Origin of the sequence: Streptomyces turgidiscabies Car8, from assembly GCF_000331005.1 — a bacterium.
Lineage (GTDB): Bacteria > Actinomycetota > Actinomycetes > Streptomycetales > Streptomycetaceae > Streptomyces > Streptomyces turgidiscabies.
In genome coordinates, this window is the sequence record NZ_AEJB01000142.1 from 1 (window position 1) to 16,015 (window position 16,015).

A 16,015-nucleotide genomic window follows, 5' to 3' on the forward strand; every position below is an offset into this window, starting at 1 on the left:
TTACCTTCTACGGCTGTTACTACTCCGACTTGATCGCCGTCAGCATGTTCAGGCCGGCCGCACGGCGAGCCGGCCACAGGGCCGCCAGGACGCCCACCGTGGCGGCGAGGAGCAGGAAGAGCGCCATCCTGGCCCAGGGCAGGACGAGTTCGTACGTCGGCAGGGTTGTGCTCACCAGTTCGCCGGCCGCCCAGCCGAAGAACACGCCGAGCCCGATGCCCAGAACGCCGCCGAAGAGGGAGATGACCAGGGACTCCAGGCGGACCATCCGCTTGATGCCCTTGCGGTCGAGGCCGATCGCGCGGAGCATGCCGATCTCCTGGGAGCGTTCGAACACCGACATGGCCAGGGTGTTGATGACCCCCAGGACGGCGACCAGGATCGCCATCGCCAGCAGGCCGTAGAGCATGTTCAGCATCAGCGTGACATCCCGCGCGGTCTCGTCGGAGATGTCCTTCTTGTCCTGGATCCTGATGGCCGGGTTGGAGCCCAGGGCCTTCGCCAGCCTGTCCTTCGTCGCGCTCGTCGCGCCGTCCGACGTCTTCACCATGACCTGCCGGTCGGACAGGCCGGACGCGTCCGTCCGGTGCGCGGCCAGCAGGGAGTTGTCGAGCAGGATGCCGTTCAGCAGCTCGTTGCCCTCGTACACGCCCGCCACCGTCAGCTGCTGCTTCTTGCCGTCCTCGTACGCGGCTGTGAAGGTCGAACCCACCTTCCAGTGGCGGTAGTCGGCCGTGCGGCCGTCCACGACCACCTGGGTGGGGCTGACCTTGAACGTGCCGTCGTCGAGCGTCAGTCTCGTCAGCTCGCCGATCGTGACGCCGGTGACGCCGGTGACGGACTCCGTCGTGCGTGCGATACGTACGGCGCCGTAGCGTACGGAGCCGGCGGCGGTCACTCCGGACGTCTTCGCCAGCTTCGCGGCGACGTCGGGGGAGAGGTCGTTGCCGTTGGCCATCGAGATGACGTAGTCGGCCCTGACCGAGTCCGAGGCCATCTTGTCGATCGACTTCTGGACGCTGCCCGCCATCACCGTCATCCCGGTGATGAGGGTGAGCCCGATCATCAGCGCGGAGGCCGTGGCGGCCGTACGGCGGGGGTTGCGGACCGAGTTCTGGCGGGCCAGCTTCCCGGAGACGCCGAACACGCGCATGAGCGGGGCGGCGGCGGCGATCATCGGGCGGGACAGCAGCGGGGTGAGGATGAAGACGCCGATGATGAGCAGGACCGCGCCGATGCCCATGGGGGCCTGGCCGTCCGAGCCGCTCATCGTGGTGGCCACGAGGACCACGGCGACGCCCGCGCCCGAGAAGAGCGCGCCGAGCGTGTTGCGCAGCACCAGCGACTTGGTGGTCGCGGTCGCGTGGACGCTGCTCATGGCGGCGACCGGCGGGATCTTCGCGGCGCGACGGCCGGGGAGCCAGGCCGCCAGCATGGTGATGAGGATGCCGACCGCGAGGGCCGCGCCGACCGTGCCCGAGGTGACGACCAGCGGCCCGTCGGGCACGGTCGCGCCGAGCACGCCCAGCAGGGACCTCAGCCCGACCCCGATACCGATGCCCGCGACGAGCCCCGTCACCGCAGCCACCGCGCCGACCACGAACGCCTCGATCAGCACGGACCGCGTGATCTGCCGACGTGACGCGCCGACCGCCCGCATCAGCGCCAGTTCCTTGGTGCGCTGGGCGACCAGCATGGTGAAGGTGTTGGCGATGATGAACGTACCGACGAAGAGCGCGATGCCCGCGAAGACCAGCAGGCCCTGCTTCATGCCGCTCATCGACGCGGCGATGATCCGCGCCTGGTCGTCGGCGAGTTGGGTGCCCGTCGTCGTCTCGACGCTGTCTCGCGGCAGTGCCTTGTCCACCGCCGACTTGAGCGCGGTCTGACTCGTCCCGGCCGCCGCCTTGACGTCGATCTCGTCGTACGTGCCCACCTTGCCGAACAGCCGCTGCGCGGTCGCCGTGTCGAAGAGGGCGAGGCTGCCGCCGGCCGCCACGTTGCCGTCGTCGGTGGTGAAGACGCCGGAGACGGTGGGGGAGAGCACCGGGCCGTCCACCGAGAGGCGCACGGTGTCGCCGACCTTGTAGCCCGCCCGCTCGGCGGTCCTCGTGTCGAGGGCGACCTGACCGGCGCCCTTCGGCGCGGTGCCCTCCTTCAGCGGGTACCGGGCGTCCTTGTCGCCCCAGTAGTTGGCGCCCTGTGACTGGAAACCGCCGCCGAGGAGCTTGCCGTCCTTGTCGGCGATGGCCGTGTAGCCGTTCACGACGCCGATGACCGAGCCGGCGCCCGGAACCTTCGCGGTCTTCTCCAGCAGGGCCTGCGTCAGCTCCGGGGTCTTGCCGATCTTGTCGCCCACATCCTCCTGGTAGCCCGGCTCCACGGCGACGTCGACCTGGTCGAAGCCCTTGGCGGAGCTGTTCTGGAGGGCGTTGGAGAGCGTGTTGGTGAAGACCAGGGTCCCGGACACGAACGCGACGCCGAGCATCACGGCGAGCACGGTCATCAGAAGCCTGGCCTTGTGCGCGAGTACGTTGCGCAGGGCGGTACGGAACATGGGTGTCGTCTCAGTCCGTCGAGTCGAGGTCGTGAAGAAGAGGGGTGAGGGAGACAGGAGTTGACCTGTCGTCAACTCCCGTACGGCGGTGGCCGCGCGTCAGCTGGTGCGGACCGTCCTGGTGTCCAGTTGCTTCATGCGGTCCAGGACGCCGTCGGCCGTCGGGCCGTACAGCTCGTCCACGATGCGCCCGTCCGCGAGGAAGACCACCCGGTCCGCGTACGCCGCCGCCACCGGGTCGTGGGTGACCATCACGACCGTCTGCCCCAGCTCCCGTACGGAGTTGCGCAGGAAGCCCAGTACCTCGGCGCCCGCGCGGGAGTCGAGGTTCCCGGTCGGCTCGTCGCCGAAGATGATGTCGGGGCGGGAGGCCAGTGCCCGGGCCACGGCGACGCGCTGCTGCTGGCCGCCGGAGAGCTGGGAGGGGCGGTGGCGGAGACGGTCGGCGAGGCCGATCATCGAGATCACCGAATCCAGCCACTCCTTGTCCGGCTTCCGGCCCGCGATGTCCATCGGGAGGGTGATGTTCTCCAGGGCGGTCAGCGTCGGCAGCAGGTTGAACGCCTGGAAGATGAAGCCGATCTTGTCCCGGCGGAGCTTGGTGAGCTGCTTGTCCTTGAGCGAGCCCAGCTCGGTGTCGCCGATGCGCACGGAGCCGGACGAGAACGAGTCCAGGCCCGCCACGCAGTGCATCAGCGTGGACTTGCCGGAACCGGACGGGCCCATGATCGCGGTGAACTCGGCCTGCCGGAAGTCGACGGAGACCTGGTCGAGGGCGACGACCTGCGTCTCTCCCTGTCCGTAGACCTTGGACAGTTCCGTGGCGCGGGCGGCCACCGTGGTGCCGGCTGCCCGGTCGGCGAGGGGAGTTGTGGTCACGGGTGGGGCTCCTGTCGGGACGGCGGCGCGAGGTCTGAGGCTCGTGAACCATCGTCGTGGCCGGAGGTCGCCGTGTAGTCAGCCGTTGTTCCGGTTCCGAAGGCAGACTCCGGACGGACCCGGCGGGCCGGTGTCATACCTGGGGATGACGGCCGTCCCCTAGGTCCTGTACGTCCCGCCCCGGACGGGATATGGCAAGAACAGGTGGAGCCCCCTTGTTCGAACGGTGAAATTCCGTCATTCCGCATGTGCGCCGAGCCGCCTCGCGAAAGGCTGGTGGCAAGTGCGGATGGCTAGTTCCAGGTGCTGATGCACCCTCAGAAGTCAATAAAATAAGACAACATCGGGGCCCTCACCCTCAGTACGGGTGGGGTGTCCCGATAGGCTCGGAACCTCGATGCGGTGCCCAGGGCCTGCCCGGATGGTGGAATGCAGACACGGCGAGCTTAAACCTCGCTGCCCCTTCGCGGGCGTGCCGGTTCAAGTCCGGCTCCGGGCACTTTCGACAGCCGTTTGCCGGATTTGTCGGTGCTGCCTTCATTGAGGTATTCATCGCGGAACCGTTGACAGCGGCTGTGTGCGGTCGGACACTCATCACAGTCAACTCGTGAAGGAAATTTCACTACACGAACAACCTCCACGGACACCGCTACGCGAACATCCTGAACGGGTGTGTGAAGGGAACGACCGATGCGTACCACCGTCGGCATCATCGGAGCCGGCCCCGCCGGGCTCCTGCTCGCCCGGCTGCTCCACAACGCCGGTATCGACTCGGTCGTCCTGGAGAGCCGCGACCGGGAGTACGTGGAGCGGCGGCAGCGGGCCGGGATCCTGGAGCAGGGAACCGTCGACGTGCTGCGCGCCGCCGGGGCCGGCGCCCGCATGGACCGGGAGGGCCTGCGCCACGACGGCATCGAGCTGCGCTTCGACAGGAAGCGCCACCGCGTCGACTTCCCCGCCCTCACCGACGGCCGGTCCGTGATGGTGTACGCGCAGACCGAGGTCTGCAAGGACCTCATCGCCCTCCAGCTGGCGGACGGCGGCCCGCTGCTCTTCGAGGCGGAGGCGCTCGCCGTGGAGGACGCCGACAGTGACGGTCCCCGGGTGCGGTTCCGGCACGAGGGGCGCGAGGACGTACTGGAGTGCGAGTACGTCGTCGGCTGCGACGGCTTCTGGGGGGTGGCCCGTACGGCGATCCCCGCCGAACTCACCCAGGTCTTCGAACGTTCGTACCCCTTCGGCTGGCTCGGCATCCTCGCCGACGTACCGCCCTCGCACGACGAGCTGGTCTACGCCCGCCACGACCGCGGCTTCGCCCTTCTCTCCATGCGGTCCCCGTCCGTCTCCCGCCTCTACCTCCAGGTGCCGGACGGCACCGACGCCGAGGAATGGGGCGACGAGCAGATCTGGGACGAGCTGGAACGCCGCTTCGAGACCGCCGACGGCTGGAAGCTCGACCGGGGGCCCATCACCCAGAAGTCCGTGACACCGATGCGGAGTTACGTCCACGAGCCGATGCGCCACGGACGCCTGTTCCTGGCCGGGGACGCCGCGCACATCGTGCCGCCCACCGGTGCCAAGGGGCTCAACCTCGCCGTCGGTGACGTCGTGACCTTCGCGCGCGCACTGACGCACGAGAAGGAGACCGGGTCGGCGGAACTGCTCGACGCCTACTCCGAGACCTGTCTGCGCCGCGTCTGGCAGGCCGAGCGGTTCTCGTACGACATGACGACCCTCCTGCACCGGACCCCGGACGCCACTCCCTTCGAGGACCGGCTCCAGCTGGCCCGGCTGGAACGCATCGCCGGCGCCCCCTCGGCGGAGACCGACCTCGCCGAGGGGTACACGGGTTTCCCTCTCGACTGACGGGACAGACGACGGAGACCGAGATCGACGGGGATCGACGGAGATCGACGGAGACCAAAGGGTCACGGGATCAGGAGATCAGGGGCCGGTCTCGGCTCTGTACCGGGTTGGTCATGGTCCAGGGGCTCCGTGGCCGGGAATCAAGGGGGCGCGTAGCGTGTTCGCGACAGGACGAGGGAAAGATCCTCCCCAAGCACTAGGGTCAATCCTTTGCCCACCTATTACTCTTGAGCCCAAGACCACGCAGTGTGGCCATGGAGGAGTGCAATGAGGAGCAGCAACCCGGTCTTCTCGCGACGGGGGTTCAGCCGCGACAACGGCTACGCGGGCTTCAACACCGCGCCGCAGGCCGGGGGCGCAGCTGTCGGTACGCAGCCGGGCAACCCGTATGCGGACCAGCACGCCCAGCAGGGCGGCAACCCGTACGCGACCAACCCCTACGCCCAGCAGGACCGCTCGCACGGCGCACCGCCGCAGGCCCCGGTCTCCACCGGCCGGATGACGATGGACGACGTCGTCATGCGGACGGCCACCACGCTCGGTGTGCTCGTCGTCACGGCGGCGCTCGCCTGGGCGCTGCTGCCCGTGGACGACGCGAACATCAGCAGGTCCTACGGCATCGCCATCGGCGCCGGTCTCGTCGCGATGGTCCTGGGCCTCGTCCAGTCCTTCAAGCGCAAGGCCTCGCCCGCGCTGATCGTGACGTACGCGGCTCTCGAGGGTGTCTTCCTCGGCGTCGTCTCCAGCGTCGTCGACAACCGCATCGCGAGCGGTGCGGCCATGCAAGCCGTGATCGGCACGCTGGCGGTCTTCACCGCCGTACTCGTGGCGTACAAGGCGGGCTGGATCCGCGTCAACCGCCGCTTCTACGGCTTCGTGATGGCGGCGGCGCTCGGCTTCGTGCTGCTGATGGCCGTGAACCTGCTGTTCGCGGTGTTCGGCGGCGGTGACGGCCTCGGCTTCCGCAGCGGCGGCCTCGGCATCATGTTCGGCATCATCGGCATCCTGCTCGGGGCGTGCTTCCTCGCCCTCGACTTCAAGCAGGTCGAGGACGGCATCGCCTACGGCGCGCCGCGCGAGGAGGCCTGGCTCGCCGCCTTCGGCCTCACGATGACGCTGGTCTGGATCTACCTGGAGTTCCTGCGGCTGATCGCCATCCTGCAGGGCAACGACTAGTACGCCAGGCAGTAGGCAGTAGAAGGGCCCCGGGATCAGTCCCGGGGCCCTTCGTCGTGGTGTCCGTCGTGGTGTCGGTGCGTGCCTCGGTCTCTCAGCGGGGCGTGCCCTCAGAGAAACTTGCGCGCGGCCCTCCTCAGGTCGTACTCGTGAATGAGGGCTTTGGCGTGGCCGTACGCGAGATTGTGCTCGTGCCGGAGCCAGCTGACCTTCTCCTCGAAGCAGAAGAGGGAGGGGCCTTCGTCAACGGTGCGCAACCAGTCGGAGATCTCACGACCGGTGCATTGGGGGATGCGGGCGAGCATGTTGCGGTGGGTCTCCTCGGAGAGGACGTGGGACATCGGCGCCTCCGGACGCAAAGGGGATGTAAGCCGGTCCTTCACGCCACGGTGCCTGAGGGTTGGGTTGTTGGCAACAGTCCGGTTGCGACGCGTAGTCTCGCGGCGTGCTGGATACCTCGCCTTTGACGCTCGCAGTGGATCACTTTGCCGACCGGTTGCGGGCAGCGCCGCAGAGTCGGTTGCAAAGAGGGGCCGCGACGGAGGCACTGGCGTTGGCCAGGGAGTTGGCACGGCGGGCGCAGCTTCTGGAATCACCGGCGGAGGATCCCCGGGTGATGCCTGACGCGGGGATGTTCGCCGCGGCGGACCAGGTGACGGTGGCCGCGCACGATCTGGCGCTGGTGCTGCGCGGCGAGGGCGAGTTGGCCTCGGCGCTCGCTCTGGTCGCGGAGGCTCAGCAGCGGGCCGGGGTGTAGGCGGCACGGCAGCGGTTTCGGCGTCGGCCGGGAGTTCGGCGTCTGCCGGAAGGATGGCGTGTGAGTCAGCGCCTCACAGCGAGGCTATGACCCTGTCCGCCAGGACGTACACCGTCTCCTCGCCGCATTCGAAGGTCAGGGCGTAGGCGCCCGAGATGCCCGAACCGCCGAGGAGAACCGGGGCCGCGCCCGAGCGCAGGGCCGCGGAGAGGCGTTCGGCGGTCTCGCGGTGGCCCGGGGTCATGCAGAGGGTCGTGCCGTCGGTGAAGACGTAGACGTCGAGGGTGCCCAGGGGGCCGGGGCGGACGTCGGCCAGCGCGGTGCGCGAGTCGGCGAGGTCCTCCAGACAGGCCACCGTGCGCTCGTGGTCGTTCACGATGGGCGACTGGGCCGGTACGAAGTCGGGGTGCGAGGGGTGCCGGCGACGGGCGGCGGCCAGTTCGGCGGACTCTCCGGCGAACTCGTCGGTGTCCGTGCCGGCCTCGGTCACCGGCTCCAGGGACTCCAGGCCCGCGAAGTCGGCCGGGCGCGGCATGAACAGCTCACTGTCGGGGAGACCGAGCAGGGAGGGCGCGTCAGAGGTGTCACGGGCCTCCTGGGCGGCCCAGAAGGCACGCGCCTCGGCGAGCTCCCGCTCCCGCTCCTCGGCGAGTGCCTCGGCCACGGCAGCGCGTATCCGGTCGGTGTCACCGGCGGTGCGCGCCTGCGGTACGAGACCGTGCGCTCCTACGGCGAGACTCTGGGCGGCCAGTTCGGCGTGCAGGGCCGCGATCTGGCGACGCAGTCCCAGCAGGGTGCGCAGAACGGCGACGCCCACGGCCGTGGTGATGGTGGCTGTGGCGACCAGCAGAGCAAGAGGCGTAGCGCTCACTGACGTACTCCCGGTTCAAAGTCGACCCCCGACTTCCTACATCAGCTTGAAGGATGGACTAACCACCTGTCAGTGCGTAACGTCACGAAACGGACAGGACTTTGGGCCCGGGGTTTGGTGTCGAACCTGCCGTGACCTGCGCAGATATCCCGCCAGAGCGAGATAGGTCACATCCTGAGGGAGATTGGATCACAAATCGGCCCAGAACCCCGGTGGTTACGGGGTTCCGGGCCGCGTTCTCACTCAGTGCGTCCGGCCGATCACCGAAACGATTCCGCCAGTTGGGGATCGCGGGGTCTCGGGCTCTCGGGGGCCCCGTTCTAGCTCAGGCGCTCGATGACCATCGCCATGCCCTGGCCGCCGCCGACGCACATCGTCTCCAGGCCGAACTGCTTGTCGTGGAACTGGAGGGAGTTGATGAGCGTGCCGGTGATCCGGGCGCCCGTCATGCCGAAGGGGTGGCCGACGGCGATGGCGCCGCCGTTCACGTTCACCTTCTCCAGCGGGATGCCGAGGTCGCGGTAGGAGGGGATCACCTGGGCGGCGAACGCCTCGTTGATCTCGGCCAGGTCGATGTCGTCGACGGTGAGGCCGGCCCGGCGCAGGGCCTGGCGGCTCGCCTCGACCGGGCCGAGGCCCATGATCTCGGGGGAGAGGCCGGAGACACCGGTCGACACGATGCGGGCCAGCGGGGTCAGACCCAGCTCGGCGGCCTTCGTGTCACTCATGATCACGACGGCCGCGGCGCCGTCGTTCAGCGGGCAGCAGTTGCCGGCCGTGACCAGTCCGTCGGGACGGAACACCGGCTTGAGCCCCTGGGTGCCCTCCAGCGTCACGCCCGCACGCGGACCGTCGTCCTTGCTGACGACCGTGCCGTCGGGCAGGGTCACCGGGGTGATCTCGCGCTCCCAGAAGCCGTTCTTGATGGCTTCCTCGGCGAGGTTCTGCGAACGGACGCCGAACTCGTCCATGTCCTGACGGGTCACGCCCTTCACGCGGGCGAGGTTCTCGGCGGTCTGGCCCATCGAGATGTAGGCGTCCGGCACGAGGCCGTCCTCGCGCGGGTCGTGCCAGGAGGTGCCCTCCTGCTCGGCGACGGCGGCGGTACGCGCCTCGGCCTCGGCGAAGATCGGGTTGCGCGTGTCGGGCAACGAGTCCGAGTTGCCCTTCGTGAACCGGGAGACCATCTCGACACCGGCCGAGATGAAGACGTCGCCCTCGCCCGCCTTGATGGCGTGCAGTGCCATCCGGGACGTCTGGAGGGACGAGGAACAGTAACGGGTGACCGTGCAGCCAGGCAGGTGGTCCATGCCCATCTGTACGGCGACGATCCGCCCGAGGTTGTTGCCCTGCTCGCCACCGGGCAGACCGCAGCCGAGCATCAGGTCCTCGATGTCCCGCGGGTCCAGCTCGGGGACCTTGGCCAGCGCGGCCTGGATGATCGTGGCGGTGAGGTCGTCGGCGCGCAGCTCCTTGAGGGAGCCCTTGAAGGCGCGCCCGATGGGGGAGCGGGCGGTCGAGACGATGACGGCTTCCGGCATGACGGCTCCATTGGCGTGCGAGGGGGCGTTTTTACTTCTTGCAAGCGGACCTGCTTGGGAAGTTACCTGTACGTATGGCCCCGGTCACGGGTATCGCGGTGTGACTCGGGCCGCACTTGTCTAAGCGCTTGCTCACACGTGCGGCCCGTTCTCCCGCCCAGTCTTCGGCCCGGTCTCCGGCCCGCCCCGGTCAGCCGCCTGACACCGCTCCCGGAGTGGTCGGCGAGGGTGCCGGGTCCGTCGCCGGTACGCGCCTGCGGCGCCTGCGCTTGAGGAGTGCCCAGGGGCCTCTGGGGCCCGTCGGCATCGCCGCCGCGACCTCCGTGCCCGGCTCCGACGCGGCCTCCGCCGCCGCCCGCGCCACCGGCAGGAAGCCCTCGCGGCGGGAGACGTCCGGGCGCTCCTCGTCCGCCGGCCACAGGCCCAGCGCCGCGCACACCGTCGGGAGTACCGCCATCGCCGCCGTCGCGTAGCCCTCCGCCGACGGGTGGTAGTTGTCCGGGCCGAACAGTTCGCGCGGATTGGCCTCGAACTCGGGGCCGAGCAGGTCGCCCAGCGACACCGTGCGGCCTCCTTGCTCCACGACCCCGATCGTCTGTGCCGCCGCCAGTTGCCGGGACGCCCTCCGGGCCAGCCAGCGCAACGGCTGCTGCACGTGTTCGACGGTGCCCAGGTCGGGACAGGTGCCCACGACCACCTCCGCACCCGCCGTACGCAGCCTGCGTACCGCCGAGGAGAGATGGCGGACGGAGCGGGTGGGGGGCATCCGGTGCGTGACGTCGTTCGCGCCGACCATGATCACGCAGATGTCGGGGACCGGGTCGGACGCCGAGACGACCAGCCCCACCTGGCGGTCCAGGTCGTCGGACTGGGCGCCGGGCAACGCCACGTTGCGCAGTTCCACCGGGCGTTCCGCGACCGCCGACAGCCCGGACGCGAGCAGTGCGCCCGGAGTCAGCCGGGCCCGGTGGACGCCCTGGCCGGCCGCCGTGGAGTCGCCCAGCAGGACGAGTCTGAGTGGAGGTTCACCCGGGGTGGAGTATCCGCGTCCGTACAGGCCGTCCGCGCTCGGCGGGTGCGGACCGCGTCCGTTGCCCACCTGGCGCTTCGCCAGCCGTACCTCGGCCAGCACCAGTCCCACGGCCGCCACGCTCATCAGGCCGATCCCGCCACCGCCGTACGCGGCCCCGGCCGCGATCCGCCGGGCCACCCTTGCCCTGGACATGCTCGTCATGCGTCGCCGCCACCTCCTCGTAGCCGTACACCCACTCCTTGCCCCGTACCGACCGTCCGCCAATCGTGACGTGAGGTGAATGCCGGGGCGGAGCCTTAGGCTGGCGTGACCAATGACGACCACTTTTATGTGCGGCAACCGGAGACAACGGTGCGATTCCACGACTCGATGATCAGCCTCGTCGGCAACACCCCGCTGCTGAGGCTCAACAGTGTGACCGCGGGCATTCAGGCGACCGTCCTCGCGAAGGTCGAGTACTTCAACCCCGGCGGCTCCGTGAAGGACCGCATCGCCCTTCGCATGATCGAGGCGGCCGAGCAGAGCGGGGAACTCAGGCCCGGCGGCACGATCGTCGAGCCGACCAGCGGAAACACCGGGGTCGGGCTGGCCATCGTGGCCCAGCAGAAGGGCTACAAGTGCATCTTCGTCTGCCCTGACAAGGTCTCCACCGACAAGATCAACGTGATGCGTGCCTACGGCGCCGACGTGGTGGTCTGCCCGACCGCCGTCGACCCCGAGCACCCGGACTCGTACTACAACGTGTCCGACCGGCTGGTGCGGGAGACGCCGGGCGCCTGGAAGCCCGACCAGTACTCCAACCCCAACAACCCCCTCTCGCACTATCACTCCACCGGCCCCGAGCTGTGGGAGCAGACCGAGGGGCGGATCACCCACTTCGTGGCAGGCGTCGGCACCGGCGGGACCATCTCCGGGACCGGGCGCTACCTGAAGGACGCCAGCGACGGGCGGGTCCAGGTCGTCGGGGCCGACCCGGAGGGGTCCGTGTACTCCGGGGGGTCCGGGCGGCCGTACCTGGTGGAGGGGGTGGGCGAGGACTTCTGGCCCACCGCCTACGACCGGACCGTCGCCGACGAGATCGTCGCCGTGTCCGACAAGGACTCCTTCCAGATGACCCGGCGGCTCGCCAAGGAGGAGGGCCTCCTGGTGGGCGGCTCCTGCGGGATGGCCGTCGTCGCCGCGCTGCGGGTCGCCGAGCGCCTCGGGCCCGACGACGTGGTCGTCGTCCTGCTGCCCGACAGCGGGCGCGGGTACCTCAGCAAGATCTTCAACGACGAGTGGATCGGCCAACATGGGTTCAGCGAAGAGGCGGCGACAGAACCGACCGCAGGAGACGTGCTGAAGCAGAAGGAGGGAGGCGCCATCCCGAACTTCGTACACATGCACCCCACCGAGACCGTTGGGGCCGCAGTCGAGGTACTGAGGGAGTTCGGGGTGTCGCAGATGCCGGTGGTGGCCAAGGGTGCGGGGCATCCGGACGTGATGGCTCCCGAGGTTATCGGGTCCGTTGACGAACGAGTGCTCTTGCATGCGCTCTTCGCCGATCGAGCCGGGTCGGAAGACCCGATCGAGAAGCACATGACCCCGCCCCTGCCGGTCATCGGATCGGGTGAACCGGTGGCACGGATGATGTCCGTGCTGGAAGGGCGGGACGCGGCGGTGGTCTTGGTGGACGGCAAGCCCACTGGAGTGATCACCCGCCAAGACCTGTTGGCCTTCCTTTCCGGCTCCACTGACTGACAGCACGTCCCTGCGGGACAAGACCTGCGGGCAGGAGAACCATGGCTAAGAAGATGGAGACCTACCCGACCGTGGACGAGTAGGTTTCCACGCAGCTCGAAACGCTGCTCCCGTCCATGGACCGGGACACCTGGGCAGAACTCTGGACCGTTTTGCACCCGGACTCCGGGCCGCGGCCCGAAGCCGCCTGACTCCTCCCTCAGCAAGCCGCCCCCGAGCCCTCTGGCCGGGGGCGGCTTGCTGTCTGCGGCGCGGAGCGCCCGGGAGGGGGGGGCCGGACTCGCGCACAGGGGGCCTGCAGCGTTCAGGCGCACAGTGGCCCCGATGGATTCGAGGGAGAGGCTGGGGCTTTCCGGCGCACTGCAAACGAGGCAGTAAAAGGCTGGCGGGCCGCTTCCGTGGCGTCTGGATCCTTCAAATTCTTAAACTCGTACACGTATCGAGGGTGACCCCCGGTGGGTCCTGTGTGAGTGATCCAATAAATTACTCCGGGTGCTTATGTGATTGAAGGAATGAATATCTCTGTCCTCTACCTGTTTCATTTATTCATGCGCGTGGGATCGGACCTGCTGAGAACCCGACTCGCGATGGATGACCTTGATCAGGTCGGCGTCGAACGGGGCCCGCTTCGAGCGCCCCTCCGGAATGGGCAGGATGATTGCCGCGTCCATGATGCGGCCGATGGCCAGGCGCTTCTGGGTTAGGTCCATTCCGGCCCACTTCGACCGGTCCCAACCCGAGAAGGTGTTCTTCGCGACCTCCATCGCTGCGTGCTCCCTGCGGTCTTCTTCCAGGGCTTCTATCTGCTCTTCAAGCTGCGGCGTCAGCCGGTACAACTGATCATCCGACACGACTCCCTCCATCCACTTTGATTCGAGGGAGTCTTTCTTCGTTTTCAGGGCGGCCAGTCGCTCTTCACCCTCCCACGGAGTTTTTTCGACCTCCGCGTGTTTGAACTCTGCTTCCAAGGCCCGGATCATAATTTCTTCGAGGAATTCGTCGACCTTCTGCAAGCTGCGGGCGGTCTTCCCGCAGTCCAGTGAGACGCAGGTATACGTGCAGTTATCCGGGTTGCTGCGTGTCGGCCGACGCATGCCTCCCATCTTGGCGTTGCAGATTCCCTTTCCGTCCTTTCGGGGGGCACCACACCGCAGGAAGCCGCTGAAGAGGTACTTGCGTGCACGGGACTCGGGGGTACCAGGAACTTTGCCTCCGCCGTTGGTCAGGCGCATGCCTCGCTGCGATCCGCGCCGCTTTGACAGGTCGCGGATCGCTTCCCACTCTTCAACCGTGGCGATCGTCTCCCACTTGCCCATGACCGGCTCACCCGTCCTGGCGTTCTTGACGATCTCTCCCTTCATCTGGCGCATGCCGCAAATCACGGGATTGACGAGGAGTTGGCGGACCGTTTCCCCGGACCAGGGCTTCCCGGACGCGCCGACCGAGCCCAGTTCGTTGAGGTCTCGGGCGATCGTCTTCCAGGCCCGGCCTTCGAGAGCCCAGTCGATCATCTTGCGAACGTAGGGGGCCTCGTCGGGGCTGAGGACCATGTTCGTGGGCCGGCCCTCCCTGGGGTCCTGGGCGAGCCAGCCGAAGCGGCGTCGGCCGCCGGGAGTGGTGCCGTCCTGAGCACGCCTGCGCATGTTGCGCAAGATGCGTTCCCTCGTCTTGGAGACTTCGCCCTCGGAGACGCCCGAGTTGACCAGCCCGACGATGTTGCCCTCAACGCTGTGTATGTCGAAAACCTTGCCCCGCTCGACGAAGACGCCGTCCGGTTCGGAGATCACGGCGCGGCGAAAGCGGATGTAGTCCTCGGGCAGTCGCCAGACTCGCTCGTACTCGGTGGCGACGATGGCCCGGACGGGGAAGCCCTCGGGGACCTTCCGATGGAGTATGGCCCGGGTCATCTCGCGGAAGCTGGGACGGAGGATGTCCGGATCAGCCGCAGTGATGTCGTTGTCCTCGTAGAAGCGGACGATGGCGATGCCGTGTTCTGCCGCTACCTCGTCGTTGCCCTCGTGCTGGTGCCGGATACCGACACCCTTCTCTCTCGTCTTGGCCGTCCTGCTGGACCTGGCTGCCTGGTCGCCGCTGATCCGGGCGTAGTCGATGCCAGGCGTCCGGTCCCCTAGCCATTGCTCGAAGGTCTGCCCCTCGGACAGAGCCTTGACCAGGTCAGGGTTCAGGTAGCTGCGCGAGGTGCCAGGCAAGGCGTAGTCCTCTACTTAGGTGCTTCGAGCGATGCTTCGAGGGTCGTGACAATGATATGCATGTTTGCCGATTGATTCAGGCAAGTAGATGGCCGACTACGGCTTCCTGGGACACCGGGCCCTCCGCCCGCGTCGCCGACGTCCTCGACTACAACGAGCACGGCCACATCCCCTCCCTCGTCCATATGCACCCGGACGAGACCGTCGGCCAGGCCATCGAGGTGCTGCGTGAGTACGGCGTCTCGCAGATGCCGATCGTGAAGCCCGGCGCCGGTCACCCGGACGTCATGGCGGCGGAGGTCGTCGGGTCGGTCGTCGAACGCGAGCTGCTCGACGCGCTGTTCACCCAGCGGGCCTCCCTCGACGACCCGCTGGAGAAGCACATGTCGGCGCCGCTGCCGCAGGTCGGCTCCGGTGAACCGGTCGGTGACCTGATGTCCGTACTGGGCGCCCACGACGCGGCGATCGTGCTGATCGAGGGCAAGCCGACCGGTGTAGTCAGCCGGCAGGACCTCCTGGCCTTCCTGGCCAAGGGCGGCAACCAGTAGCGAACGTCCGGTGAACGGGACGTGTCGGAACGGAACTTGCGGTCTCCGCCGCGGAGTCCCGTTCCGATTGCTTTCCGGCCGAGACTTCGTGGAAGTGGTACGAGGGCGTCACGTCCGCGCAGCACACGCTTAACACGGGTCCGGCACATTGGTGGATGTCGGCAAGGGCGGGAGCGGCTCCCCGCCCAGGCCGGCACCCAAACGGCGTCACGGACTTCCGGAGCGGCTCCCGGACCTCCACCGACGCCCAGGACGCGCAAGCCCGGCCCTGACCCGGCCCGCGTCCCTCGCGGACAAGACCGAGGGCCTGGACCAGCGCGAGCAGCTGCTCAAGCTCCGGGCGGAGACGCGGCTGGCCGGCGAGAAGTACATGGCCTCGCTGCGTGACTCGAAGCTGCTGGTGCCCGGCTTCAACGACGAGGAACGGACGCAGGAGCTCGGCGTCATGCACCACGTCTACATGCACATGATGATGCAGTCGTGTCTCAAGCCGCTCTCGCGCGGAGTGAATGCCAACTCGATCATCCAGGCCGTCGGCATGGTGATGACGATGCGGATGCTCGCCCCGGACTTCAAGAAGGAGATGGACAGCTACCTTCAGCCCCTCAAGGACAAGATCCAGGAACGCATCGACACCCGGACCCGCGGCATGATCGCCTCTGCCGAGAGCGGCATCGCGCACCGGCAAAGGATCTTCAAGGACGTGCCGAGCGACGCCCGGCGCGAGCGCCTCATCGGCAGCACCGATCCGCGTGACCACCTGACGAAAAAGTGGCGCAAGCGCTTCGACGCCATGCAGCACCGTGAGCGCGGCCACCGGGAGATGTTCACCCCGGA

12 protein-coding genes, 1 tRNA gene and 1 pseudogene are annotated in these 16,015 nt (G+C 68.1%); 7 read left to right on the forward strand and 7 right to left on the reverse strand.

Going from position 1 to position 16,015, the window contains the following annotated elements:
• Positions 1-19: 19 nt before the first annotated feature.
• Both STRTUCAR8_RS09005 and STRTUCAR8_RS09010 read right to left on the reverse strand, forming a co-directional pair.
• Positions 20-2,557, reverse strand: a complete 2,538-nt coding sequence (locus STRTUCAR8_RS09005; RefSeq protein WP_006375261.1) for an ABC transporter permease — start codon at positions 2,555-2,557, stop codon at positions 20-22.
• A 99-nt stretch (positions 2,558-2,656) separates the two neighbouring features.
• Positions 2,657-3,436, reverse strand: a complete 780-nt coding sequence (locus STRTUCAR8_RS09010) for an ABC transporter ATP-binding protein (RefSeq protein WP_006375255.1) — start codon at positions 3,434-3,436, stop codon at positions 2,657-2,659.
• Positions 3,437-3,851: 415 nt separating this feature from the next.
• Here STRTUCAR8_RS09010 and STRTUCAR8_RS09015 point away from each other — a divergent pair.
• The 3 genes from STRTUCAR8_RS09015 (at position 3,852) to STRTUCAR8_RS09025 (ending at position 6,478) form a co-directional block, all read left to right on the forward strand.
• Positions 3,852-3,935: transfer RNA gene (locus STRTUCAR8_RS09015), tRNA-Leu, on the forward strand.
• A gap of 191 nt (positions 3,936-4,126) precedes the next feature.
• Complete coding sequence (locus STRTUCAR8_RS09020; RefSeq protein WP_006375257.1) at positions 4,127-5,302, forward strand: 4-hydroxybenzoate 3-monooxygenase; 1,176 nt, start codon at positions 4,127-4,129, stop codon at positions 5,300-5,302.
• 267 nt (positions 5,303-5,569) lie between these two features.
• Positions 5,570-6,478, forward strand: coding sequence for a Bax inhibitor-1/YccA family protein (locus STRTUCAR8_RS09025; RefSeq protein WP_006375253.1), 909 nt, complete (start codon positions 5,570-5,572; stop codon positions 6,476-6,478).
• A gap of 110 nt (positions 6,479-6,588) precedes the next feature.
• Here STRTUCAR8_RS09025 and STRTUCAR8_RS09030 read toward each other — a convergent pair whose 3' ends face one another.
• Positions 6,589-6,819 carry a DUF4287 domain-containing protein gene (locus STRTUCAR8_RS09030; RefSeq protein WP_006375250.1) on the reverse strand — a complete coding sequence of 77 codons (231 nt, stop codon included), beginning with the start codon at positions 6,817-6,819 and terminating at the stop codon, positions 6,589-6,591.
• A gap of 104 nt (positions 6,820-6,923) precedes the next feature.
• On the opposite strand from STRTUCAR8_RS09030, the gene STRTUCAR8_RS09035 reads away from it, so the two are divergent.
• Complete coding sequence (locus STRTUCAR8_RS09035) at positions 6,924-7,235, forward strand: hypothetical protein (protein WP_044471895.1); 312 nt, start codon at positions 6,924-6,926, stop codon at positions 7,233-7,235.
• A 73-nt stretch (positions 7,236-7,308) separates the two neighbouring features.
• On the opposite strand, the gene STRTUCAR8_RS09040 is transcribed toward STRTUCAR8_RS09035, so the two are convergent.
• From STRTUCAR8_RS09040 to STRTUCAR8_RS09050, 3 genes are all read right to left on the reverse strand, one after another.
• Complete coding sequence (locus tag STRTUCAR8_RS09040) at positions 7,309-8,106, reverse strand: hypothetical protein (RefSeq protein ID WP_006375259.1); 798 nt, start codon at positions 8,104-8,106, stop codon at positions 7,309-7,311.
• Positions 8,107-8,426: 320 nt separating this feature from the next.
• On the reverse strand, positions 8,427-9,647 hold the full coding sequence (locus tag STRTUCAR8_RS09045; protein WP_006375260.1) for an acetyl-CoA C-acetyltransferase: 1,221 nt from the start codon (positions 9,645-9,647) through the stop codon (positions 8,427-8,429).
• 190 nt (positions 9,648-9,837) lie between these two features.
• Positions 9,838-10,881 (reverse strand): SGNH/GDSL hydrolase family protein, encoded by a 1,044-nt coding sequence (locus tag STRTUCAR8_RS09050; protein ID WP_179200560.1) that lies wholly within the window; start codon positions 10,879-10,881, stop codon positions 9,838-9,840.
• A 150-nt stretch (positions 10,882-11,031) separates the two neighbouring features.
• Between STRTUCAR8_RS09050 and STRTUCAR8_RS09055 the strand changes: the two genes are divergently transcribed.
• Positions 11,032-12,420 carry a cystathionine beta-synthase gene (locus STRTUCAR8_RS09055; RefSeq protein ID WP_006375252.1) on the forward strand — a complete coding sequence of 463 codons (1,389 nt, stop codon included), beginning with the start codon at positions 11,032-11,034 and terminating at the stop codon, positions 12,418-12,420.
• 542 nt (positions 12,421-12,962) lie between these two features.
• On the opposite strand, the gene STRTUCAR8_RS09060 is transcribed toward STRTUCAR8_RS09055, so the two are convergent.
• Entirely contained in the window at positions 12,963-14,630 is a 1,668-nt protein-coding gene (locus STRTUCAR8_RS09060) for a recombinase family protein (protein ID WP_006375249.1), read from the reverse strand.
• Positions 14,631-14,718: 88 nt separating this feature from the next.
• On the opposite strand from STRTUCAR8_RS09060, the pseudogene STRTUCAR8_RS09065 reads away from it, so the two are divergent.
• Together STRTUCAR8_RS09065 and STRTUCAR8_RS09070 are read left to right on the forward strand one after the other, a co-directional pair.
• Positions 14,719-15,178, forward strand: a pseudogene (locus STRTUCAR8_RS09065) (CBS domain-containing protein); the annotation flags it as partial.
• 151 nt (positions 15,179-15,329) lie between these two features.
• The coding region (locus STRTUCAR8_RS09070) for a hypothetical protein (protein WP_006375254.1) at positions 15,330-16,015 on the forward strand (686 nt) is incomplete at its 3' end.